Here is a 23,548-nt window from a genome sequence, read left to right on the forward strand (position 1 = left end):
AATGCCATTGGATTATGAAACATTACGAATTATATGGTGGATTCTGCTCGGTGTATTACTCATTGGTTTTGCAATCATGGATGGTTTTGATCTAGGTGTTGCCATATGGCTGCCATGGCTTGCTAAAACAGATATCGAGAGGCGTGTATTAATTAATAGCATCGGTCCAACCTGGGAAGGAAATCAAGTCTGGTTTATTCTAGGTGGTGGTGCAATTTTTGCTGCCTGGCCAGCTTTATATGCCCTCTCTTTCTCGGGTTTTTATTTTGCCATGCTCCTGGTTTTGTTGGCACTCATTTTACGTCCGGTTGGATTTAAATACCGTTCAAAATTAACCAATTATCGATGGCGTACTTTTTGGGATTATGCGTTATTTGTCGGTGGTTTCGTACCCTCACTAATATTTGGTGTTGCTATAGGAAATGTATTGCAAGGCGTTCCTTTTCATTATGATGAATATTTACGACCTTTTTATACTGGCAGCTTTTTTGGGTTGTTGAACCCTTTTGCCCTGTTATGTGGTATCTTGTCGGTATTGATGCTTTCTATGCACGGTGCTTTTTTCCTTAACTTGAGGACGGAAGGACACATACAGCAACGTGCCATGAGTGCAGGGAAAATAGCTGCACTATTGACGTTATTGGTCTTTATTGGTGCTGGTTTTTGGCTTCATTATGGTATTGATGGTTACAGTGTGACTGGAACTCTGGTTCATGATGGTCCATCCAATCCGCTTTACAAAACGGTTATCCGTCAAGCAACGGCTTGGTTTTCCAATTACCAAATCCTACCCATCACTTTATTGGTGCCGGCAGTTGGAATTATTGGCGCTTTGTTAGCCTTTCTTGCAGCAAAACATGTTAAAACTGCTTTTATATGTAGTGCCTTTTCTGTTGCTGGAATTATTGGTACTGTGGGTGTGAGTATGTTTCCCTTCATACTGCCCTCTTCATCAAATCCAGAACAAAGTTTGCTGGTGTGGGATAGCTCCTCAAGCCATTTAACTTTATTTATTATGTTGGTAGCAACTGTTATCTTTTTACCTGTGGTACTGCTTTATACGACTTGGGTCTATCGAGTTTTGCGAGGAAAAATAACAGAAGATACCGTTAATAAAAATCGAGATACAGCCTATTAGGAGGTTATTATGTGGTATTTTTCCTGGATTTTGGGTACTGGTCTAGCGTGTTGTTTTGCAATTTTAAATGCAATGTGGCTTGAACTGGATGATTCGGATAAAAAGTAAATAGAATAAACACCCGTTACAACCATCCCACGTCATCTCGAGATAGCAAGGGATCTCTATCGAATAGCACGGTAGTAAAGCTTGGAGATCCCTTCTACGCTCGAGATGACGTGAGCAGTTTGGTTAAGACAGTAAAACTTATAGTCCTACCCAGCGAATAAATGCATCAGACGCATTTAGATTTACTGCAGGTTTCCCCTCAAAATAAATTGTAATATTTTCCCTGGCTGAATCACCATTTACTTTAACTTGTTTGATTTTACCTAAATCAACAATTTCCATTTGCGTTTCATAATATCCCCCTCGGACGACCTTAAGAGTGGGTATTACAAAACGGATAGCACGAATACCGTCATCTTGAGCAGCATCGTTTGGATTATTGTGGTTCGCCAAATAATTAAACTCTCCAGCATTTAATGCCACATATTCTGCATTATTGATTTGCCGACGCAGCATGCGTGATAACGGCGCTGTAGTATGAAATACACGTTGATAAGTATCTGCGGAAATGACTGCGACAGGATTTGTTTCAGTACGTTTGCCTTTATACCCACTCCCTACAAAAAAAATGGCATCACGATGTTCATCAGGAGCAGATGTAGGTACCTGTATTGTCGGATTACTCGTATATTGCGGGGAGGAATTTTTATCACAATTTAGAAATTTTGATTTAGCGAACCAGGCATCACTAGGATAATATACAACCAATAAAGACTTATCTTTTATGGTATTAATGATTGCTTGAGAATTTTCTAAAGGAAGTGCGGGACAGCCCCAACTCCGCCCCGGTCTTCCATATTTTTTGATAAAGCGTTCTTCTACATACCACCCAGAATGCATTACAACAGAGCGACCTGATGCATTATCATTAAAATTACGGTCTAAGCCGTCTAAACGCAATGAAAGACCATCGCGGCCATAATACGCTTGTTGAGTTTGATAAACTCCTATACTACTTGCTTTGCTATTGAATTTGTTTGAAAAATAATTGGTAAGTAAGGTACCGGATTTAATGCCATGGGATACATAGGTATGAAACAATAATTTTTTGGCACTTAAGTCAAATACCCACAGCCGTTTTTCGTTGGAAGGTAATGAATAATCAATAATGGTTAAAATATTATTGTGATCCACATTATATTCAATAGCACACTTTAAAGAAGTAAGTACTTTATTGATCACGAGTGGATTTAAGTGAGGTGCTTCATGAGCGAGCATCAAGCGAATGTCATTTAATGATTGATCGTTAATTTGCACCGAAAACCGCGCTGTTTCGCTAATTAAACGAACATCATCCTTTACTATGGCTTGCGCCTGTGGAAACGCCAACGGCAGTTGCGGAAAATAGGTAAAAGTTACTGCTAAACCTAATAGCAGAAGAGAGCCCATGATTTGTCCTTATTTGTTTTTGTTCAAATCCTGTATTTTTAATATAGCTCAAAATTTTCATTACAACTGACTTTTTTATGGAGAATATGATTTATTTGTAAGCGGATTGATTTTTCTTGATTTTCAGTCAATCGCCATAAGAGTTTTAGAAAAAGTGGTTTAGGGCTACCCCCTATGGAGAGGAGGTGAGAGGAAATCACTCCCTCCATATCTTCCTTAGCAATCGCTTGGGGCTTTTCAGCCCCACCTATTTCGATTACATGGTTTTTGTGGGAGTTGCTGAAGCAGCGTCTTGATTTGGATCATATTGATAACAAATACTCGTGACGGCATTGCTCAAACTTAATACTGCCTTGCCCACATTGACTATCGTCGGATTCGCAGTACAACCCGAAGTAATCCCTGCATAAACAGTACCCAAACTTGTAAAATTAAGCGCAGAATTTCCTATACTGGTCAACGCGTTATCATTGCTGCTAAAAGTAACTACGTTAAGCGCACACATAGCTATGTCAAAACCATTTTCCCAAGCAGTATCCGGGTTAGAGAATAAATTATAAGCAGCCATCATAAGAGCAAGCCCATTTGCTACTTGCATGGTTGCACGCCATTTATTTTCCGTATTAAAAAAACCGAACATTTTATCCTCCTTAATGCAGATAGTCTGTACGAACTTTAAACATAGAGCTCTTAAAAATCAAGCCCTTTATTTATTGGTTAAATTTCATATGGGAGGAAACTTCCGAAATTAAATTTCCGATCTCATCTGAAGGAGTCGACTCTGAAGAATTCTGGATTGAATTTAATAGCTTATTAAGTGACGAATCCTCCTTTAAAGGGAAACAATTGTTTCTACTATAATTATCAAGAGCAGTCAAAGCCTGGCGTAAAAAGTCAATTTGGGTTGCGTTCTGGTGCCCTTGTTGTTGCATTTCTTTGATGTCCTTAACGATTCTAAGCATAATCTGATAAACCTGAACCGATACCGAATGTTTGTAACACTCCATAATACCTGTTGCAATTAATGCCTCATTTTTAGGATAAGCTCGAATGAATCCAATGGTGTTATGAATATACTCATTTACTCTATCTACATAATCTTGGGTAGCTTGAGGATTTAAATCAGATGAGGCCTTACCATATGCAAAAACTCCTGACTTAATTTGCCCCTTATTTTGCAAAAATAAATTGATATAAAAATCCAATGTCGTTCTAGGTTTAATATTTACTGAATTATAAGCAATATCGACATGGATAGCATGAGCAACATTGTCCAATTCACAAAAGTAAAAGGTTTGACCGTTATCATTAAAACATTTTGACGAATCATCATGTTGTTCCATCATTAGTTTTTGGTTTTGCAGATCATCAAAAACCAACTTATCGTCTATTTGGAGGCGCTCTCTTACAAACCTTCTAATCTTCATTTTTACATCTAAAGCAATCTCATAGTTCGTTGTATCACACAAATCAGCTAATTGTCGCAATAACAAGGTCCTATAAAGTAAAAACTCAGGTGAAACTACAGTTTGTTGTTCTAATGGATTAAGGGCGTTTCCTGGATAAATTCTTGGATTAAGACGAAATAGAAATTCATAGGAATTATTCAAATATTCGTCGATGGTAGAACTGGTTACGTCGGTACATTGCAAATCATTAATACGACCAGGAAGTCCAAGCATTTCGCGAAGTGCAGCATCCCCTTTAAACCATTTTTTCCCTTCAAAAACTGGTTCTTTCTCTTTATAGATTTTTTTGGCAGACTTTAAAAGCCCTTCATAACATTTCGTAGGCTCAGCAGATACAGGAATTGGGGCAATTTTAACTGCTTCACTGAGATCGGACTTAAACCCACCAAGACCGCCTTGATTTATAGGTAACTCATAGAATGCTAATAATTGCTCCGGTACGGTTCCAACTGACGACACAATGTGGATGACTTGCTCCTTTATTTTCTGGATAAGTTCAAATTCCTCAATCGTTTTTTTATTGTCAGTGACTAACAAATAGTCTTTTGTATCTTTGATAAATTTCTCTAAAAGTTTCGTCTGACCCGTTGATAATTCCTTCACTATATCCTGAGTTTGTTTTTCACTTTCATTAATCAATTCAATAAATGAATCACCTAGATCAATCTCAACTGCTTTACTATGACGATATCGAGTAGCATACTCCCGTAGCCATCCCTCCATAGACCCTCTAGCAATTTGTTTTTCCCCTATCCCCCAAAACCGATGAGTGGCCTTATCAAAATCTTTGCTCTGTTTAATATTGAGTTCGGAGGTTTCCTGGCTCTCAATTATTTCTCTATTTAGTCGAAGAAATTCATTTTCGACTTGATCGACAGTTTGTTGAATCTCCTCTCTGTTCGCAGAAGATCGTTTAAAATGAAGCTTATCAATATGCGTTACCATCAAGTAGGTAGAAACCGCTGCAACAGCAAATGCAACTAATGCAATCGCCAGGATACCCCACGTAACAGGCCCACCCAATGCCAATGCCAAGGTGCCCAATACCAATGCTCCAACAAGTATTCCACTTAGGGTGGCAGTAGTCTTAGGATATTGGGCAAAAAAACCAGGCTCATTCATTTCCCTTAATAAATAATCACGGCAAAGCTCCATGAATTTTAGTTGGATTTGTTGGCTTGAACTTTGTCTTGCAGCAGTAGAGTCGAAATGTTGATGAAACCATTTTCTGAAGGGTGATGCGGTTTCAAGATCAATTTCTTTTGTATGAGCATCATAAAGTTCTTTAAAGCTTAGATTAAATAGGTTATTTAATTCTTTTAAAAAATAAGCTTCTATGGCCGCATTAATTGCCTCATCACTTTTATTTTTGAGATCAGCTATTTCAATAAATTTTTTTCGAGCATCGATTTCATTGGGGTTGTCGCTCATTTTTCCTAATAGCAACATTTCACGAAAGTGAAAAAGCTGAATCATTTGTATGGAAAGATTTTCTGCTTTATCTTTAATCAGTCTTGAAAAACCATCTTGTTTCTGGAATTCACGTTCAAATTCTTCTTTGGCTTTTAATTTATCCCCTGAGTAGGAACTAATAAATGAATCGTACAGTATTTTAGTTGTTAATGCTGCCAAAGCAGCTGAAAATACACCACTTGCGGTTTGTTGCACTATGGAGCGAGAGTCCCCTGAGCCTAAACCCATTACCCCTTTGACCCATCCAATTGGGCTGGTACTCAATACTTTCATTGCTAAAAATACAGCGGCGCCAAGCCCTCCTCCTGCCAGTGCAGCCAGAGCTCCACTACCAATTTTTTCTGCGATATTAGGAGAGTTAGTCACCTCATTGAGATAACTGTTTTCTAATGTTCTTACTTCCGCAATTTTTTCGAGCCATGCCCCGATTATTTCTGGGTCTTCTAATAATTTATTTTTTAAACGAAGGTGAGCTACCATCTTCGATTGCAATAACTCTTTGTGATTTTTTTGTATCAAAGTAATTATTTTTTTTGCTTTCTCAGGTTCTAAAGACATACCAATACCAAGGAAAGAGCATAATTATGTTTAATTTTAGAGCATGACTATTAAGTAAACATTAAAGAACAAAGAAACTCACGTTGATTTTAATTTAAACAATTTATTTACGAAAACCGCATAGATCGCTATGGAATGCTAAGCGCAGAAATAATGGACTATCTATAAAGAGTTAGGATTACAAAAATTCTTTATGATATTCAATCCGAGAGGAAACTACTCTAATGGACAAATTCAGGAAAAAAGCACACATAGATATAATCCTGGTTGTGAACAACCAGGATTTCAACTTGATTCTCATACACTAAATTCAAATATAGTGACTCCACAACTCGATTTTTCCATAGTAGGTTTTCGTACAAATCTATGAAAACTAGAGGAGCAATTTATTACTTTCTTACTAATTCAAGCATCGAGGAATCAAACAGCCTCTATCCGGCTAAGGTTGTTAGCATTCTTACCCAATGATCCACATTATCATTTAACGCTTGTACCGGTAGGCGCTCATCTCGGCCATGAGCACGTAAATCTTCAGGACTGATCACCCAAGTACCATTTACGCCATAAACAGGAGTACCCACAATACGAAAGGGTCGCGCATCAGTTGCTCCTGTACTCATACTCGGAATGATAGGTGCATCTGGAAAACGAGTATGAATGGATTGTTTATAGGCATTCAGGACATCGCGTCGCAATGGAGAATCTAGAGATGCCACATGATCATCCAATCGAGTCACTAAAACATTAGGATCAGCAACAATTTGTTCAAGCTCCTTCTTTATCGTGTCAGGTGAAACACCGGGCATAAGGCGGCAATTTATAGTTGCTTGTGCTAGCTGTGGTAAAGCATTATTGGCGTGTCCAGCAAATAATCTGGTTGCAACACAACGAGTACGCGTTAGCCCTACCTCACCAGGATCCGCTTCAATGATATCAGCTGCTTTGCTATCAGATGGGTTTTTCAACCAGGCTCTCATCGCATCGCCTAAGGCATTCGCTTCTGATTTTTCTCTCGCCGCAAAATAAGCTCGTGTGGTTTCAGTCATCATCGGCTGAAAGCGATAAGCCTCCAGACGTTTTAAAGCATCAGCCAGTTGATAAATAGCATTATCGGCCCTGGGTTTTGAAGAATGTCCACCAGAATTGCGGACTGTAAACATATAATCAGTGTATGTTTTTTCAGCAGTTTGAATCTTAAATCCAAGCGGATGATTATTGGTATCAAATGATCCGCCACCAGCATCTGCATTTAATCCATATTCGGCATTCAGCAAATCGTTCCATTCAGTGGCTCCTTTTTGTGCACCAACACCACCTGTTTCTTCATCTCCTGTAAAAAAAACGATGATATCGCGTTTATTTTGAAAACCCTGTGCCTTGAGCTTCATGATGGCTACTGTAGTTGCTACCAGACCGTCTTTCATATCGATTGTTCCACGGCCGTAATAATAACCATTTTTTTTAACTAAGGTGAAGGGATCCATGGACCAATCGTCTTTTTTTGCTTCAACAACATCCATATGCCCCATAACCATAATGGGTTTCTCAGAAGTAGGAATCGCGGCTCGCCAACGCACAATCAATGCTGCAGTTTGATTGTAGGGTATAATATGGATGTCTTTATCAGGAATACCTGCAGCACGAAATTGATTAGCAAAATATTGTGCTAACTCCGGTACATGATTTTGTCCAACTACAGTTGGAACCTTTACTGCGTACTCCAGCATTTGTTCGGCTTTGGCATACCAAGAATCAGTATCCGATTGATTGGACGCATACGAACTTGTGATACACGATAAGGCAAACGTAACTCCCAAAAACTGGCGGGTAAAAATCTTCATAACTCTCTCCATTAAAATATCTTCTGTCTTTATATAACTGGAGAGGATAACATATAAACCCTGATACTGAGCGTCGCAGGATTGCCTATACGGGAATGACTCGATATATAAGAACAACTTGAATCTTAAAAAACCGGATTAAATTTTTTAAGAGGTAACACTGCAGACCAAAACTGATTCTTCTTCATGGAGTTCGTTTTTATTTGGTTCTTGCTTAAGGGGTTGAGACTTTTCAACAAATAACCTTGATAGATTGATCATCATTAAACGTACTGTACGCTTGTTGGGGTTCAAGTTGTTCTTTTTTTCTTGGATGATTTCCTGTATATCTCCAGTAAACTGACTTTTTATATGACTTTTAACAGGAGCATCCAGATTTGGAGTATATTCGATTTGTCGTACTCCTTGCTCTACAGCACGTTGATATTCACCAGCTAATCCATCTACTTTAGCCTTCAGGACAATAGCATCGTCAATCATTTTTGCTGTCTCTGTTTTAAAAAAAGCAAAGTACTGAGCTAAAAAATTGCAAATTTTTACGAAGAATCCATCATGCAACTGAACAAACTCGTCCAAGGTTTGACTTGATTGCCTAAGCTTATTAAGAAAAAGTGCATTTTGTTTTATGCTGGTAAGTAAATTACAACTGGCTTGCACAGCATCTTTCATCAAATCATTTGCTTTTTGTAATGCCTCAAGTTGCTCGAAGCTTTCACTTGCTAACCATAGCCTTAGTGATGCATCCCGATTAAAAAAACGATTGTTTATTGCAGCAATTTGACTCTCTTTCTTTTTCAACTTGTTTTGCAAATCCAGCAAACATGCGTTTGCCAAAGCCTTAAGCTCCCTTTTGCACGCACCATCCAAGGTAGCCGGCAGTGTGGAGCCAATTGCTTCTTGCACTGCTTGGGGTGTAGTAGTTCGGTAAACAACCGTGAGCGGCGTAGCCATCCAGCTTATTCCCTGAATAGCCCCTGAAGATAAATTGGGCGACTCAAGAGAAGCGTTCAGTTGCGATATTTTGTCAAGAAGTTGTTGTTTTTGGGAATCTTCTGTATTTTCTAAAAGGAACTGATATAACTTCTCATGTTCTTCAATAAAATCTAAAAAATCTTTTCTTCCAATAATTTTCTTATCATTTTCATCTAATGCTACAAGTAATTGACTCACCTTTTCTATTTTTTCATCAAGCTCGACTTTTTTCTTTCGTGACTCATAGATGCTGAAAATTCCTGAAGAAACTTTTTCTATCTCTGCTTCAAGCTCAATAAGACTCTTAAAAATATTTTGATTTTCTTGCTTTACCTCTGCTGGCAGCAACCTAGTTGTCTCCGGTCCACGGCGTTGATGTAGGGCACCTGTTCTTGTGGGCTTCGCATTGATTAAAGGACTAATACCTAATACTTTAAGATAACGTTCCTTCAAGAGCTCTTTGACTGGCTTTAAGGAATCGGCGACATTGGCTTTTTTGACTGCCTGCTCTGGATGATTTAGCCGCTCCATTTTTTCTTCAATTTGGTACAAAAAAAGGTCTATTTTAGACTCGATTTCACTTAAGTCAAAAAAAGTTGAAATCACAAGTTTCGCTTTCCAATCAATATGCGCAATTGCTACCTTGATGAGGTGACATAACAAATATGAAGAAAACATAAATGTTTTGTAGTGATTTTTATCAGTAAAAGGCTGAGTGTCTAAACTCAGTAATTTTTCAATATTTCTAATTAAAGTAAGAACATTTTCTTTAGTATTATTTTTCCAGTTTTCGAACAAGGTCGATACAATCATACTGGAATTAGTAAGTATTTTTCTTTCTTTACTTGCTGTTTCAGGTAGTTGATCTATAGCTTCATCAATAAATAATTTGACAAAAGCAATTATCCCCCAGGAGCGCATTTTATACTGATTAAAATCTTGGTATTTTTTCTCTGCATTGGTTTTGATCACCTCTAGATTATCTACTGAACTGGCATAGTCGCTAATCAGCATTGCAGAGTCGAGGATGTTTTGCTCTTTTTCGAATTGGCTTCCACGCCATTGTTTAAAACGTTCACTTTTACTTAGCATAGCGCCTCAATGGATTCGTCGAATGGCCCTAAAATTCATTCTACAAAAACGCAGATTAAAATTAAACCATAATATCTATCAATTGCTCCCAAAAGCCCAATCCCCAAAAAAATGAATGATAACATAGAAACGAATGCAAGTACGTTTCAAATCAGCTATTCTAAATTCATACGCCTAAGGAGAAACAAATATGTCATCAAAAAAAGGAATCTATCTCTTTACCCTAATTGGTTTACTCCTTGGATTGGCTCTTGATGGGTTAATTCGAAATGAAATTAGCAAAATATTTGATTATTCCTTAATCGGTCTCTTTGCCCTTTTGTATGCATTGGCTTATAACAATAAAAATTGCGTACGCCTGGTTGCAAGCAGCTTCTTGATCGCCTTATTCTTGTCTTTGCCCTTACTCCCTATGGAGGCGCGCTTTACCTCTATACCTCTGGAGCATTGGTTTACATTCTTATGCGCCTTTCCAATATTTGTTTATGTAGGCCATTCATTTCACTATGCCTACCATCATGACAATACCTGGCGTATCAGCTATGACAGTTTATTTGCTGCGGTATGGAATACCATTCTTTTACTCTTTGTTGCTTCGGTGTTTTCTGCTTTAGCGAATGTGCTTATTTTGTTGGGCGCCTTTATATTTAGAACTGTAGGAAGTGATTACTTATGGAATTTGTACTCCGATAATCTACATTTTCGTTTGATTTCTCATGTGACCTTGTTTTTTATAGGGTTAGGAGTTGGGCAACAAAATATCCAAATCATATACAACTTACGCTTTTTATTGTTAAGAATGATGTATTATCTATTCCCTTTTCTAGCCTTAATCAGTATCGTGTATTTTGTTCTTTATTTAGGACATTCGATAAATGGTGGTGAAGAATACATCAATCCCCTCGCTATTTTAATCCCCCTTACATCTTTGGGGATTATATTTTTCAATGCATATTTCCAAGATGGAAGCTTAGAATCAGGAGCCCCTTCCTGGCTGAAGTTAGTATTACGAGTTTATCGTATTATTTTATTTCTTTTGGTTTTAATGATGACTCATAAAATTTTCCAATCCTATTCCTTGGATATTAATATTGTTATTTGTATCACCACAGTGATCTTATTTAGCCTGACTTATGCCATTACCGCCTGCTTTCCTGAAAGCATGGAACAAAAATGGGTACGAATAGGCAATATTTGCTCTGCATTATTTCTTATAATTGTGCTCTTTCTATTCAATCTCCCATATATGCCCATAGTATTTCAGGTAGGGACCCAACCCACTGTATTGTCGCTAACATCTCAGTAAGAACCCTAGTTCGATAAAACTGCATGTCCCTATCAGGGGCATGTGTGCATCTTGGGGAGCAGTTGGATTTTAAATCAGAAGCGCCAAATACAGCCGTTCAGTGAATAAGAGCAAGAATACTTACTCCATATCAGGGGTAGGTCTGACATTTCCTAATCGGGTATTTTCCTCAACTACCTGATTAACAAATGTGTTTCCATAACCGATCCAACTCCCTTTTTTAATGGTTGTTCCTGGGCCAATCGCGGTGGACATACCGATAAAAACATTATCTTCAATGACGACAGGAGCAAGAAAAAGTAAGTTGCCAACATCAGAGTGACAACAAATTGACACTCCACCACCAAGAGTGACATTTTTTCCTATGGTAATTAAAGGGCAATCAACAAAATCGATGTCAAAAGAATTGACTATTTGAAAGGAAACTTTAGCACCCAGTGCCCGCCAGTAACAAAACTTCACCACGTTGAAGGTTTGCAGTAAAGGGGTCAGCCCGATTACTTTAGCGGAACGAGTCAGTGCAAAATGACAAAACCAAGCAAAAGTCATTTGATTCATTTCCCGTTTGTATCGACCTGGTTTTAAATCAGGCAAACACAGTCTAATCGCTGCAATAATCAGAATAAACGAGGCAAATAAAACAAAGGGAGCCAAAGGTAGAACAAACCACGTATGTACATAGCCATGATAAATAAATAAACCGGTTATGCTAAAGGCAGCTACACCAGGCATCAAGCTAAACAAGACGGATACCAAGTCAATAAGAATCAGCATGGATGATGATAATTCGGTCTTTCCTGGTGCTTTTTTTGCCTTGGTTTTATTTTTATCGGTCATAGCATGAGTTCCTTTTATAATGGCCGGGGAGATAACCCCACGGAGTCACTTTTTCATTATCATTAGTAAGCAAGTAACCTATTTATTTTTCGGTAATGACTTGCTGAGAAATTAACTTAGGTTTTGTCTGTGCATGATTATCCGCCAATAATTCATCTTTCGACAATTGCAATAAAACCATGGGTAATACTTCTTTAGTCATCACACTATGTGCATAGGACTCATTGATTTGCATTAAGCATTCGTGCATACGCGCTAATATCGCATCGGATATTTGAATTGCATCGTCAGTGACAAAAACAATTCTATTCCCGACACGATTACGTGCAAAATACCAATGCGGTTCGATTTCAAAAGAAATATCGCTCAGCATGTTCTGCAATTCGGAACCAGAGACAGAACAACTTTCCAACTTTATCATTTGGGTTTTATAACAAAACTCAAGTCTTGGTGCTTTATTTAAGAAACCAGTACATTTCACTACATCTTTTAACTGATAACGAACAAAGCCCATTGCTGTAGTTAAGAATATTTCATATTTTTTACCTTGCTCTAACTCCCAAGATTGCAAAAGATTTTCTTTCTTAATACTCTTGCCCTCTTCAATAAACTCGACGATATGTGCACCGGGATGCAAAAAACCACCTGGTTGATTGTCTATAGGGACAGTAAGCCATCCTTCAGTAGCAGAAAAAGTGCCATCAACCATGCCAACTCCTGGTCCTAACAAATTTTGCAATTGATGCGCAGGATATTCACAAAGACTGGAAATCCAGCATCCAACAATACTTAATGAGGGCCAAAATTCTTTAAAGGAGCTGGGCTCCTGTTTTAGCAACTGCTGTAAATAATGTTGACGTTTTCTTGTAATTTGAATTGGAGGCAAAAAATCAGGAACCGGTTTTTCCCCTAATAAATAGGGTAAAAAATACTTAAAGTCGTTACGACACCGCTTGAACAAAGCATCAATAACCATAGGAGTTACAGCAAACAGTGCACTGAGATCCGTTGCTAAAGCATATAAGGCAGACCATTGCTCATAGACTTCAGCATTATCGAATACTTCATCAGGCAACGCATAAAAGCGTTTAATAAAAGAAGGCAAATGACGATAGTTAAAATTGCTAATCCAACCTGAAGGAGTACCCGCTGGAGACGTTCTATGCGAATCGACTGCGGCCAAATACACTATTTTTTCTTTAAACAAACCAGGAACGCGTTGAGTCAAGGTATAAATATAAGGGGGCATCGTACGCTGAAACTGCGCCTGGAATGACGCAGTGATTGGGAAAAACTTTCGAGCGCCGGAAGTTCCCGAAGTCTCTGACCAAAACATCAATTTTTCCCCATTAAAAGGCTGAATATGACTGTGTTGAGCAGCCAGAAGCGCTGCCTCATAATCTTCATAATTCGTAATTGGAAAATCATTGAGACTTAAAGTTTGGCTATTTGGTAACAGAGCCTGCCAATAGGAGGATTTTTTTAATAAAGGAACGATTTCTTGATTCCATAAACGTTCACGACAACGCTCAGGATATTGGGTATCCTTAATAAAAGCCTGATATTTTTTTCGGGTAATTGCTGCAATAAGTATTCTTTTCCAATTCATTCCTATTACTGGCCAAAATGAATGCGATGCGAAATGATACCCTCAAAAATTCAAGTTGGCGAGGCACTTTTCCAGGTTAGGCAGGTATGGTTATCGGAATCACCGAAAATAATTTATGTTGCTCGTAAAATTGCGATAAACTGCCCGCCATAGATTCTTGCAATCTGTTATCAATACTTGGGTATGAATTTAATTTGTTAAGAATTAATTGAATTGCCAACTGAATCCAGTCTATGCCCAGTAATTCTTTAGCCATCAATTCCTGATTAAAATGCCAAAAGTGAAGGCAACAACTTGCTGCAAAAATCCAGCAATATTGTTCTGCTAAGCGAAATGCGGCCAAGCTGCGTGGGTCAAATTGTTTTTGTTCATGCAAAGAAACAATTTCGCGATCCAATCGAGTAAGCTCAGCACGAATCGCATGAATTAAAGGATTGATATGTTCCGATTTTAATACAGATAAACCCGCTAAAATATCGTCTTCTGCATGCGTAAAAAGGCCTAGGCGATCTAGAGAAAATGGCGAGCAAACACCATTGAGATTAAAAATAGACTCCAGTTGGTGTAACTGACTTGGAAGGCAACTTCCCCTCATCCTTGCTTGTGGTAATAAACTTCCTGCAATCACGGATAAATTAACCTGACTACTCCCATCAAATAAACCAATTACTGAGATATCGCGTCTGATTTTCTGAAACATGGCCCACTCGGTTGTACGTAAATAAGCCCGAGCACCCATTACTATGCCACATTCTTCGACAATTTCTTCAGTTATTTTGGGAATGAGAAATTTAATAATAGCCGACCAAAAAGAGAGTTGTTGAGGCATTACCGAACTTGCACGAGCGACAGCTAAAGCGGTGCCAATCGGCAATGAGTAATTGCGCAAAACTGTTCTCCCAGTCGTTGTTTTACCGCCGGAATTTCATATGCAGCCTTACCATATATATGTCTTTGCAGGCTAAAAGAAAGGGCCAAGCGTAATGCTGTATCTGCACCGCCAACAGCAAAAGAAGCACATAAAGTTCGTGAAACCTGCAATGTTTTTATAGATAATTTCCAACCCGCGTTGTTTATCACCAACTAATGCTTCTTGGGGCAAAAAAAAACTGTTCCAAAGAAAAACCACTAATATCCAACCCTCTCACCCCATGCGTAGGAAGCTTAGGGGTTGGCATGAAACCGGATTGTATTTTTAGATTTATTCAGAAAAAAAACAGAGAAGCCTAAAGGCCCTCCCCGTTCATGAGTTCGACACAGAAGGGTAATATTTTCCCCCTGAGTAGCAAAATTAATGCACCATTTCCTTCCGGATAACACCCACCCATTCTGAGAAGGTTGGGCTACGACTTCATTTGCCATGATATCAGAACCATGTTCTTCCTCCGTCAACGCACATGCCGTAATTTCACCACGTCGAAAAGATGCCACCAGCTCTTTTTTCTGCTTTTGATTTCCTGCTATCCAAAGGGGTAAAGCACCTAGGAATGGCAATCCTAGGGCTATACCTGTGGTTAAATCGCGTCTACATATTGATTTAACCAAAAAAATATCCCACATCAAGCGAATGAAACTTCCCACCAAGATTCTGAGGAATGAGATAATCCATAAAACCCCATTGCTGAATCCGCTTGATTTGCTTCCAGGCAAGCTGTTCTTGTTCATCGTGGCGCAAGCTTTCTTGAAAATTGATCGGGCTATCTTGTTGTTCAGGATTACCTAAATAGGTCTCAAAGGAATGAATTAATTGCAGTAAATCGTGGTAAGAAGACATGATAATCCTTACTAAATTGTAGCGCGTGCTCCCCTCACCCCCGCCCCTCTCCCGAAACGGGAGAGGGCTTTTCGTTGTTCCCTTCGCCCCTTTGGGGAGAAGGTGCCCGCCAGGGAGGATGAGGGGTTCCACTTATCTATTCTTGCTCAAAAAAAGAGAGTGCTTTTACACAATAGAATGTCGTGCAATGGGCAGATCATCCATCTTGCGATATAAGTATTCCAAATGTTGCGCCAAACGACCACGTATTTGTTCGGGAGCAATCAGTTCATCAATCAAACCCGACACATAGGCATCCCTTAACGAAGGATCGAGGTGCAGCCCATCCGTTTCACTCGATTGTATTTCGGCAGAGGCCTGTCCATCCGTACTTTGTACTTTTTTTGTGGTCTCTTTACCCATAACACCAAGAGTCGCCGTCTCTAAAGCCAAAACCAGATCACCTTGTTGCGATGCGGTTTGCATCATGAGAAAAGCAGCTGCCCCATAGCATTTACGAACAATCACACTCATTCTAGGCACCCGAGTTTGCATGGCCGCACATAATCTGGCCCCATGTTGCAATAAGCCTTTTTGCTCTTCACGTTTTCCCGGCATAAAACCTGGAACATCAATTAATGTAAGTATGGGAATTCGATAAGCATCGCATATCCGGATAAATTTAGCTGCTTTTTGCGCGGCATCAGAATCAATTGCTCCACTAAAACGAATGCTTTGATTGGCAACAATCCCTACCGCATACCCATGGACCCGTACAAAAGCACAAATCATGGCTTGTCCATACATGCTTTTGTATTGGCATACTTCTGAATTATCCACAATTGCTTGAACCAAATCGAGCATATTAAAGGGTACTCTGGGGTCATTTGGGATATTGGGCAAAGCATGCATGGGTTCTAGGACTGCATGCCTCGGAGGACTTTCCCCATTATGTGATGGAAGAAAGTGGAGCATGTTTTTTACCTGGTTTATTTGTGCAGTGATACTGTCATCAACAAAATCCGCGATGCCAGTAATACTTGCATGCATAGCTGTACCACCCAGTTCACCCATACTGACTTTTTCACCGATTGCTTGTTGAACAACCATAGGACTGGTAACCATTAAATAGCTACGATGCTTATTAAAAAAAAGCAAATCCATCAACACAGCCGAATAAGCCGGTGCACCTAAGGTTGGAGCAACAAGCACTGCAAACTGAGGAACAATACCGGATAAATTAATATTGCGTGCAATAATTTGAGTGTACTCATCACCACTTAACAAATTCTCTTCCAAAGAAATACCAGGGGAAGCTAAAAAGGCGATGATAGGGATGCGTAAGTCTTTGGCTCTATCCATAAGGCGTATAATCTTTTTCGCCCCTTGGCTGGTAATATATCCTCGATTCACTGAATGATTATGAGCATATATTGCAACAGGCCTATGGTTTACTTTAGCTAAACCGGTAATCACTTCAGCCCCAAATTGTAAGTGGACTTGATCATTAGGGGCATAATCGGCAAGCAATGGAAGAAAACTATGCTCATCAATGAGACTTTCTATCCATTTCATCGTGGTTTTATCAACAGACGATGAGGGCATATTTCACTCAGCTTTAAGTTAAATTTGTGCAAAATAATACACTTCGTAATTAATAGGGTCAAATTATCTAAAAAAACGGTTATAATGAGTCGCATTATATTCTTACAGGTACTCTATGGAAATTCTGTCCCCCAATATTCGTTTTGATATTACCGCAGCATCCCGTGTTCTCCCAAATTCTCCTCCAGTCACTAATCTGGATATTTTAAAAAACTTCCCAAGAACCTCGAGCCACTCATTATCTTTTTTAGAAAAATTTGCTGAAAAAATTGGTGAGGAGTTTGGTTTTTATTCTCGTTATTGGTGCCATAAACCTTGGGAGTCTCTAGACAAATCCAGAGCGTTAACTTCTGAATCATTAGCCACTGAAGCAGTACAAAAACTGTTTGCACAGTTCACCCCCTCCAAAATACATGCTTTTTTGTTGGGGTCTACCACCAATAAACGATTTACGGGCTCACAAGCTGCAGCGGTCCTCGGAAGCTTGGGATTAGATGCCCCTGCTTATGATTTGAAAACGGGTTGCTCCACTTCCTTATCTACACTTCATCTTGCCTATGCTTTAATGGCTTTAGGGTACAGTAATATCTTGGTCAGTTGTGCCGAGACATTATCCAAAGTAATCGACCCTGAAAATGAAAAAACCTGGATAGGTTTAGCTGATGGTGCTGCTGCCTTGTTTATGGAAAAAAAGGAGACTGGTGCCTTCACCATTGAAAAAACTTTTTTTTCTACGGAGGGAAAATACGTTGAAGCGTTTACTACCCAGGGTGTTTTTCCGCCGACCCAAGAACAAATTGATACCATAGGTTATCATTTAATTGGCGATGAATCCCTGATGAAAGAACTGGCCTATGTTAAGTACAAGCAGATGTTGGCCCATTTACTCCCTACAGAAGAGGACAGAGAAGCGATCACCTGGATCATTCCACATCAAGTGAATCGCAAACTAATCACCCACCTTCTTGAAGAAAATCAAATAATCAATAAATCCATAATTTGGGATTCCGATACGATTGGTAATCTTGGTGGTGCATCGGTTCTTTACTCTTTAGCAAGAGCGGTCGAGGAAAAGATTTTTGACCGCCCTGGAAAAATACTCATGATGAGTGTTGGAGGCGGACTCTCCTACGCAGCACAGGTTCTCCAATTTCATAAGCCATGAGGTTTTCTGCGATGAATAAAGAGATTTTTAATTGTATCTCACTGGTAGATGCAATTCAGTACCGAGCCCTTCATACTCCGGAAAAGGTGAGCTGCACTTTTGTAAATAGAGATTTAGAAGAAAAAATAACTTATGCTGAGCTGGACGAACGAGCAAAAGCCATTGCCGCACGCTTACAAGCTCAAGGAGCAAAACCTGGGGACAGGATCTTATTATTATTTTCCCCTGGTTTGCCTCTGATTCAAGCTTTTTTTGGTTGTCTTTACGCAGGATGTATTGCGGTACCCATTTATCCCCCTGCGCAAGCAAAATTATTAGATAAGGCACATCGCATCATTCACAATGCAAAGCCTGTATGTGTCATTATGACGGCAGATCATTTAGTAAAATTTGCCGCACTCGATAAACAAGGAAAACCATATTTGGATGACGTTCCGTGTCTAGCCATAGACACCATAGAATTACAAATGAGTGGGCAGTGGCAGCCACCGCTGATTCGAAAACATGACATTGCTTTTCTGCAGTACACCTCAGGCTCAACGATGCATCCTAAAGGAGTGATTATTACTCATGACAATTTGTTGGATAATATTCACAAAATTTACCATGCTTTTCAGTTAAATGAAGAAACCATCTCCTTCAGCTGGCTCCCACCTCATCATGATATGGGATTAATAGGGTATATTTTGACTCCCCTTTATGCAGGTGTTCCAACTTATCTGATGTCCCCTTTTTCTTTTTTACAAAATCCGCTTTCCTGGTTACAAAACATTAGCAAATACAGAGTAACCATTAGTGGCAGTCCTAATTTTGCATACGATTATTGTGTGAAACGCATTAAAGAAGAAAAAAAAGAGGGTTTGGATTTAAGTTCCTGGACCATTGCCTCTAATGGTGCTGAACCCATTAGAAAAGAAACTTTAGAACATTTTTATCATGCCTTTAAAGACTATGGGTTTCGCAAAGAAACCTTCTATCCTTGTTATGGATTGGCTGAAGCGACTTTATTAGTAACAGGTCATGTCACTGGTACACCCTATCGCACAGTCACCCTAGCTAAAGAACAGTATCAGGATCATCGCGTCCATTTTGCTGAAGAAGAAAATCCACATAGCCACAGCCTAGTCAGTTGCGGCCAATTGCTGCAAACAGTAAAAATTGTTGATTCAGAAACACGCACCCTCTGTGATAATGATCAAATCGGGGAAATTTGGGTACAAAGCGCCAGTGTTGCTCAAGGTTATTGGCAACAAGAAGAAGAAACACAGCACGCATTTCAAGGCAAAATTCATGATGATCCCTGTAATCAAATATATTTAAGGACGGGCGATTTAGGTTTTGTACATGAAGGAGAGCTATATGTGACTGGCCGCATCAAAGATTTGATTATCCTCTATGGAAAAAATCATTATCCACAAGACATAGAATACTCCATCTTACATGCGCCAGCGCATGAATCTCTCGGTAAATGTGCTGCCTTTGTCATGCAAACCGGACATGAATACGAACTGACCGTCATGTGTGAGGTAAAAAATCGTTTTATGACACCTGAGGAACAAGAAACCTTGTTTCATACCATTTTTGAACTGGTTTATCAGACTCATCAACTTGAAGTTCATCACATTATTCTTATTCCACTTAAGGCAATGCCTCATACTACCAGTGGTAAAATTCGTCGAAATTTCTGTCGCAAACACTTATTGGATAGTACACTGCCTATCATCTCTAGCTGGCGATTGAATAAGGTTGAGGGTTAATATATGCAATTTTTGGCTCAAGATTCTCCAAATAAAGTTGCGCTAAGTTTTGAGAAGCACCGTTTAAGTTTTGCGGAGCTAGAAACAGCAATCAAGACCATGTCCTTACAATTCGACAAACTTCCACCTGGAATACTGATTTTACAAGCAACGCCTCACCCCCTATTTGTGATTCAATTATTAGCTGCTTTAACTATCGGAAAACCCGTAGCACTTTTCCCCCCTCAAGAATTGGAAGCGCAAAAACGAGCTATTTTAAGCACGAGCATGACCGTTAATGAACATGGGGAACTTTTAGAAATACAGGAAAACAATCGCATCAAACATCATCCTGATTTAGCGTTAGTACTCTTTACTTCAGGGAGTACTGGACAAATGAAAGCAGTACAACTTTCTCTAAAAAATATCAGCGCCAATTGTCGAGCAGTTATAAGCGCCCTTGAGTTTTCTCAAGTTGAGGATCAATTGTTATTTTTACCTTTGTCCTATTCTTTTGGCTTGTTAGGCCAATTACTCCCAGGGTTAATTGCGGGCATAACGACTGAATTGATCTCCCAATTTACTGACATCAAAACAGTGTTAGAAAGCGGTAAAGTCCCTGAAATGTGGAGCGGGGTCCCCTCTCATTGGGTTGCAATAAGTAAAATGGCTGCGTTGTTTCCTGAAAGTGCTGCAAAAATAAAGGCGGTTGTCTCTGCAGGAGCCCCTTTGAGCATTGCATTACGGGACAACTTGGTGCGTACCTTTCCCAAAGCAATAATTTACAATAATTACGGGTTAACAGAGGCATCCCCTCGCGTACTGACTTATTCCAGTAAAGACCCTTTATTTCTCGAAGATTTTGCCGGTTACCCCATTGGTGATTGGCAAATACGTTTGTCAGAAGACAATGAATTGCTCATTAAAGGCAGTCAATTGATGTTAGGGTATCTAGGGGAAGAACAACAATCCCGTATCGAAGAGGACTGGTTTTCTACTGGAGATTTAGCCGAGCAATTGCCTTCGGGTTTAATCGCAATTAAAGGACGCAGAGATCACATCGTGAATATAGGCGGTGAAAAGGTCAATTTAATTGAGATAGAGCATAAAATTTGCCAAATTAATGGGATTAAAGAAGTGATTGTCTTACCTTTGGCTGATGAATTGTATGGTATCCGCTTACTTGCCTGTATGGAACAAGGTTGTTTTGCCCCCAACATCACAGAGCAAATGCTTGCCGAACAATTAAAACAACAATTTTTACCCCAAAAGCTTCCGATTAGTGTGCAATTACTTGAAAAATTGCCGCGTAATCAACACGGAAAACTGGATAGAAAAAACCTACTTTTAAGTCAGAAGGATAAAATCCATGCTCACTGAACGCATTCGCAATACTTTGATAAAGATTGGGCTTACCCCTCTTCCCCAAGATACATCCGCCTCATTGGAACAAGGCGGTCTGGATAGTTTAATGTTGGCCCTGCTTATTATCGAGTTGGAGCGTGAGTTTAAACTAAAAATCCCGGTTATGCCTTTAGTAAAAGAACATTATGTATCGATAGACAGTATCGCAAAACACTTACTTGAATTGGGGGCACAATGAATCTCTTGCTTACTGGAGGCTCCTCAGATATTGCCCAGGCTATAGCCAAAAGAAGGCTGCAATTCGGTGACCGCATCATCATCACTTGTTCCACTAAAGAAAGCCTGGATAGGACCTTGGAACACTATAAACAGCAGGAGATGCACGTAAGCGGCTTGGTATACAATTTTTCCAATCCTGAACACAGTAAAGAAGATCTGCAGCATCTGCTGCAAGAGCCTTTAGATGGTGTCATCCTGAATGCCTTTACACGTGTAAACCAACTCCGTAAATTACATGCTTCATCCTATCCTGCGTTACGTACTTATATTGATGATAATCTGCATGGCAATATTTGGTTGATTCATCAGTTATTACCCGCTTTTTTGGCTCATAAATTTGGTCGATTGATTCTGATTTCCAGCCTTTCGGCAATTACAGGAACCAGTCGTTATGGCGCTTATTGTGCAACCAAAGCCGCATTAGAAGGATTGTTTTTAAACCTGGCCGTTGATTACAGCGCCAACAATATTTTATCCAACATCGTACGTGTTGGTTTGATTAAGACCTCAAGAACCGAAGCATTTTGGCAGCGACCTGCTTATCAAGAAAAAATGGCCCAAATTATTCCGCAAGGCATGATGGGAGAACCCGCTCAAGTGGCAGAGGCAATGGATCCCTTATTATCCAGCACCTCATTTATGACAGGCTCTGTAATAACAGTCAGTGGGGGGTTGCCTTTAATGCGTTCCGAAGGAGTATTGTCTTCATGAACCACCACATTTTGTATGCTTTAGGAGAAAAGTCCAATACTGTCATCCCGCCTGCGACAGGCGATGACGGGATTCCGCTATGCTGCACTAGGCTTTTTGGTGAACATGACATGAGGTTATTATGAATTTATTACGTGCTGAAAAAAATATATACCTTAAAGGTCCATTCGCTGCATTGCCCGAAAAGATTATGAGCAATCAAGAGGTGCTTCAATGGATGAATAGCACACAAAACCCAGCACTAGTCAGTTTTTCAACAGGTATACGCAACAGACGTTGGGTCAGTGACGATCAGGCATGTAGCGATTTGGCTGTATTGGCTGCAGAGAAGCTATTTGCGACGAAGCCCACAGAAAAAAATAAGATCAACCAAATTATCTTAGCCACGATTTCAGGAGACTATCTCGCACCACCTACTAGCCCGCTCGTGCAACACCGCCTTGGATTAACAAATACCGGTGCTTTTGACATTGGAGCAGCCTGTGCAGGCTTTGTAGTTGGTTTACATACAAGTGCCGCGATTGCTCAAGCGAGCATGGGATCCGTTTTATTAATAGCCAGTGAAATTCGTTCCAAATTTTTAAATAAAAATAATTTTGCTACGGGAGTTCTCTTTGGCGATGGTGCCGCCGCTTGTGTGGTATCCACCGATAAAGAAGATGCAGAATTCCGTTTTATTGCTTCTGCGTTATTTGCCGATGGAGAAGTGAGCGATACCGTATCCACTCCAGCAGGAGGCTCAAAACTGCCCGCCGCACAGTGTACAAACCCTGAACTTTTTTATATTACGATCAAAGAAAATACGGCATTATTTGTCAAAGCAGTACACGGAATGGTTGATGGGGCTGAAGAGTTTCTCAAGGCATTAAATCTGACTACTGCTGATATTCAGTGGCTGGTACCTCATCAAGGTAATAAAAATTTAGTTTTATCGGTTGCCAAGCAATTAGGTTTTCCAGAAGAGCGTATTGTCAAAACCGTGGAAGAAACCGGCAATACGTCCGGTTCAAGTGTAGGCATTGCTTTGGATTACCTTCGCGAACATGCAGAGATTAAAGCAAAAGATAAAGTATTATTAGTTGCTGCGGGTGGAGGAGGCATTGCCGCTTGCGCCCTTTTAGAGGTGATTTAATTTAGCCCTG

The 23,548-nt window shown here is 39.6% G+C and carries 21 protein-coding genes; 9 read left to right on the forward strand and 12 right to left on the reverse strand.

The window, feature by feature from the left end; genetic code table 11:
* Window position 1: 1 nt before the first annotated feature.
* Together cydB and cydX are read left to right on the forward strand one after the other, a co-directional pair.
* The gene (gene cydB, locus EL022_RS15090; protein WP_028379780.1) at window positions 2–1,138 is read left to right on the forward strand and encodes a cytochrome d ubiquinol oxidase subunit II; all 1,137 of its coding nucleotides are present in this window, start codon (window positions 2–4) and stop codon (window positions 1,136–1,138) included.
* Window positions 1,139–1,144: 6 nt separating this feature from the next.
* Complete coding sequence (cydX, locus tag EL022_RS15095; protein ID WP_197718091.1) at window positions 1,145–1,246, forward strand: cytochrome bd-I oxidase subunit CydX; 102 nt, start codon at window positions 1,145–1,147, stop codon at window positions 1,244–1,246.
* A 138-nt stretch (window positions 1,247–1,384) separates the two neighbouring features.
* On the opposite strand, the gene EL022_RS15100 is transcribed toward cydX, so the two are convergent.
* From EL022_RS15100 to EL022_RS15120, 5 genes are all read right to left on the reverse strand, one after another.
* Window positions 1,385–2,635, reverse strand: coding sequence for a murein L,D-transpeptidase catalytic domain family protein (locus tag EL022_RS15100; RefSeq protein ID WP_028379778.1), 1,251 nt, complete (start codon window positions 2,633–2,635; stop codon window positions 1,385–1,387).
* 256 nt (window positions 2,636–2,891) lie between these two features.
* Window positions 2,892–3,275 carry a hypothetical protein gene (locus EL022_RS15105; protein WP_028379777.1) on the reverse strand — a complete coding sequence of 128 codons (384 nt, stop codon included), beginning with the start codon at window positions 3,273–3,275 and terminating at the stop codon, window positions 2,892–2,894.
* A gap of 70 nt (window positions 3,276–3,345) precedes the next feature.
* The gene (locus tag EL022_RS15110; protein ID WP_028379776.1) at window positions 3,346–6,135 is read right to left on the reverse strand and encodes a hypothetical protein; all 2,790 of its coding nucleotides are present in this window, start codon (window positions 6,133–6,135) and stop codon (window positions 3,346–3,348) included.
* A gap of 431 nt (window positions 6,136–6,566) precedes the next feature.
* Window positions 6,567–7,976 carry a M20/M25/M40 family metallo-hydrolase gene (locus EL022_RS15115; RefSeq protein WP_051544377.1) on the reverse strand — a complete coding sequence of 470 codons (1,410 nt, stop codon included), beginning with the start codon at window positions 7,974–7,976 and terminating at the stop codon, window positions 6,567–6,569.
* A 147-nt stretch (window positions 7,977–8,123) separates the two neighbouring features.
* Window positions 8,124–10,040 (reverse strand): hypothetical protein, encoded by a 1,917-nt coding sequence (locus EL022_RS15120; RefSeq protein WP_028379774.1) that lies wholly within the window; start codon window positions 10,038–10,040, stop codon window positions 8,124–8,126.
* 190 nt (window positions 10,041–10,230) lie between these two features.
* Between EL022_RS15120 and EL022_RS15125 the strand changes: the two genes are divergently transcribed.
* A complete protein-coding gene (locus tag EL022_RS15125) occupies window positions 10,231–11,346 on the forward strand; it encodes a hypothetical protein (RefSeq protein ID WP_028379773.1) in 1,116 nt (371 codons plus the stop codon).
* Between the two features lie 120 nt (window positions 11,347–11,466).
* Here the strand turns inward: EL022_RS15125 and EL022_RS15130 are convergent, their stop codons facing one another.
* The 7 genes from EL022_RS15130 to EL022_RS15145 all read right to left on the reverse strand — a co-directional run bounded on the left by EL022_RS15130 (window position 11,467) and on the right by EL022_RS15145 (window position 17,150).
* Window positions 11,467–12,183, reverse strand: a complete 717-nt coding sequence (locus EL022_RS15130) for a hypothetical protein (protein ID WP_028379772.1) — start codon at window positions 12,181–12,183, stop codon at window positions 11,467–11,469.
* An 82-nt stretch (window positions 12,184–12,265) separates the two neighbouring features.
* On the reverse strand, window positions 12,266–13,792 hold the full coding sequence (locus tag EL022_RS15135) for a GH3 family acyl-acid amido synthetase (RefSeq protein ID WP_028379771.1): 1,527 nt from the start codon (window positions 13,790–13,792) through the stop codon (window positions 12,266–12,268).
* 76 nt (window positions 13,793–13,868) lie between these two features.
* Window positions 13,869–14,681 (reverse strand): acyl-CoA dehydrogenase family protein, encoded by an 813-nt coding sequence (locus EL022_RS16525; protein ID WP_277873295.1) that lies wholly within the window; start codon window positions 14,679–14,681, stop codon window positions 13,869–13,871.
* Complete coding sequence (locus EL022_RS16640) at window positions 14,645–14,872, reverse strand: acyl-CoA dehydrogenase family protein (RefSeq protein WP_277873296.1); 228 nt, start codon at window positions 14,870–14,872, stop codon at window positions 14,645–14,647. Before EL022_RS16640 ends, EL022_RS16525 begins: the two co-directional genes overlap by 37 nt.
* Before the next feature lie 84 nt (window positions 14,873–14,956).
* Window positions 14,957–15,337 carry an acyl-CoA dehydrogenase family protein gene (locus tag EL022_RS16530; RefSeq protein ID WP_241972203.1) on the reverse strand — a complete coding sequence of 127 codons (381 nt, stop codon included), beginning with the start codon at window positions 15,335–15,337 and terminating at the stop codon, window positions 14,957–14,959.
* Entirely contained in the window at window positions 15,330–15,566 is a 237-nt protein-coding gene (locus EL022_RS16535) for a hypothetical protein (protein ID WP_241972204.1), read from the reverse strand. The genes EL022_RS16530 and EL022_RS16535 overlap by 8 nt, the downstream gene beginning before the upstream one ends.
* A gap of 165 nt (window positions 15,567–15,731) precedes the next feature.
* Window positions 15,732–17,150: an acyl-CoA carboxylase subunit beta gene (locus EL022_RS15145; protein WP_028379769.1), complete on the reverse strand. Its 1,419-nt coding sequence runs from the start codon at window positions 17,148–17,150 to the stop codon at window positions 15,732–15,734.
* Between the two features lie 115 nt (window positions 17,151–17,265).
* On the opposite strand from EL022_RS15145, the gene EL022_RS15150 reads away from it, so the two are divergent.
* The 6 genes from EL022_RS15150 to EL022_RS15175 all read left to right on the forward strand — a co-directional run bounded on the left by EL022_RS15150 (window position 17,266) and on the right by EL022_RS15175 (window position 23,538).
* Window positions 17,266–18,315: a 3-oxoacyl-ACP synthase III family protein gene (locus EL022_RS15150; protein ID WP_028379768.1), complete on the forward strand. Its 1,050-nt coding sequence runs from the start codon at window positions 17,266–17,268 to the stop codon at window positions 18,313–18,315.
* A gap of 11 nt (window positions 18,316–18,326) precedes the next feature.
* Window positions 18,327–20,072 (forward strand): fatty acyl-AMP ligase, encoded by a 1,746-nt coding sequence (locus tag EL022_RS15155; RefSeq protein ID WP_028379767.1) that lies wholly within the window; start codon window positions 18,327–18,329, stop codon window positions 20,070–20,072.
* Between the two features lie 3 nt (window positions 20,073–20,075).
* Complete coding sequence (locus EL022_RS15160) at window positions 20,076–21,431, forward strand: class I adenylate-forming enzyme family protein (protein WP_028379766.1); 1,356 nt, start codon at window positions 20,076–20,078, stop codon at window positions 21,429–21,431.
* The gene (locus tag EL022_RS15165) at window positions 21,421–21,654 is read left to right on the forward strand and encodes an acyl carrier protein (protein ID WP_028379765.1); all 234 of its coding nucleotides are present in this window, start codon (window positions 21,421–21,423) and stop codon (window positions 21,652–21,654) included. The genes EL022_RS15160 and EL022_RS15165 overlap by 11 nt, the downstream gene beginning before the upstream one ends.
* Complete coding sequence (locus EL022_RS15170; RefSeq protein ID WP_028379764.1) at window positions 21,651–22,406, forward strand: SDR family NAD(P)-dependent oxidoreductase; 756 nt, start codon at window positions 21,651–21,653, stop codon at window positions 22,404–22,406. The genes EL022_RS15165 and EL022_RS15170 overlap by 4 nt, the downstream gene beginning before the upstream one ends.
* A gap of 121 nt (window positions 22,407–22,527) precedes the next feature.
* Window positions 22,528–23,538 (forward strand): 3-oxoacyl-ACP synthase III family protein, encoded by a 1,011-nt coding sequence (locus tag EL022_RS15175; protein ID WP_028379763.1) that lies wholly within the window; start codon window positions 22,528–22,530, stop codon window positions 23,536–23,538.
* Window positions 23,539–23,548 lie beyond the last annotated feature (10 nt).

The sequence above is a fragment of the Legionella cherrii genome (genome assembly GCF_900635815.1).
GTDB classification, from domain to species: domain Bacteria; phylum Pseudomonadota; class Gammaproteobacteria; order Legionellales; family Legionellaceae; genus Legionella; species Legionella cherrii.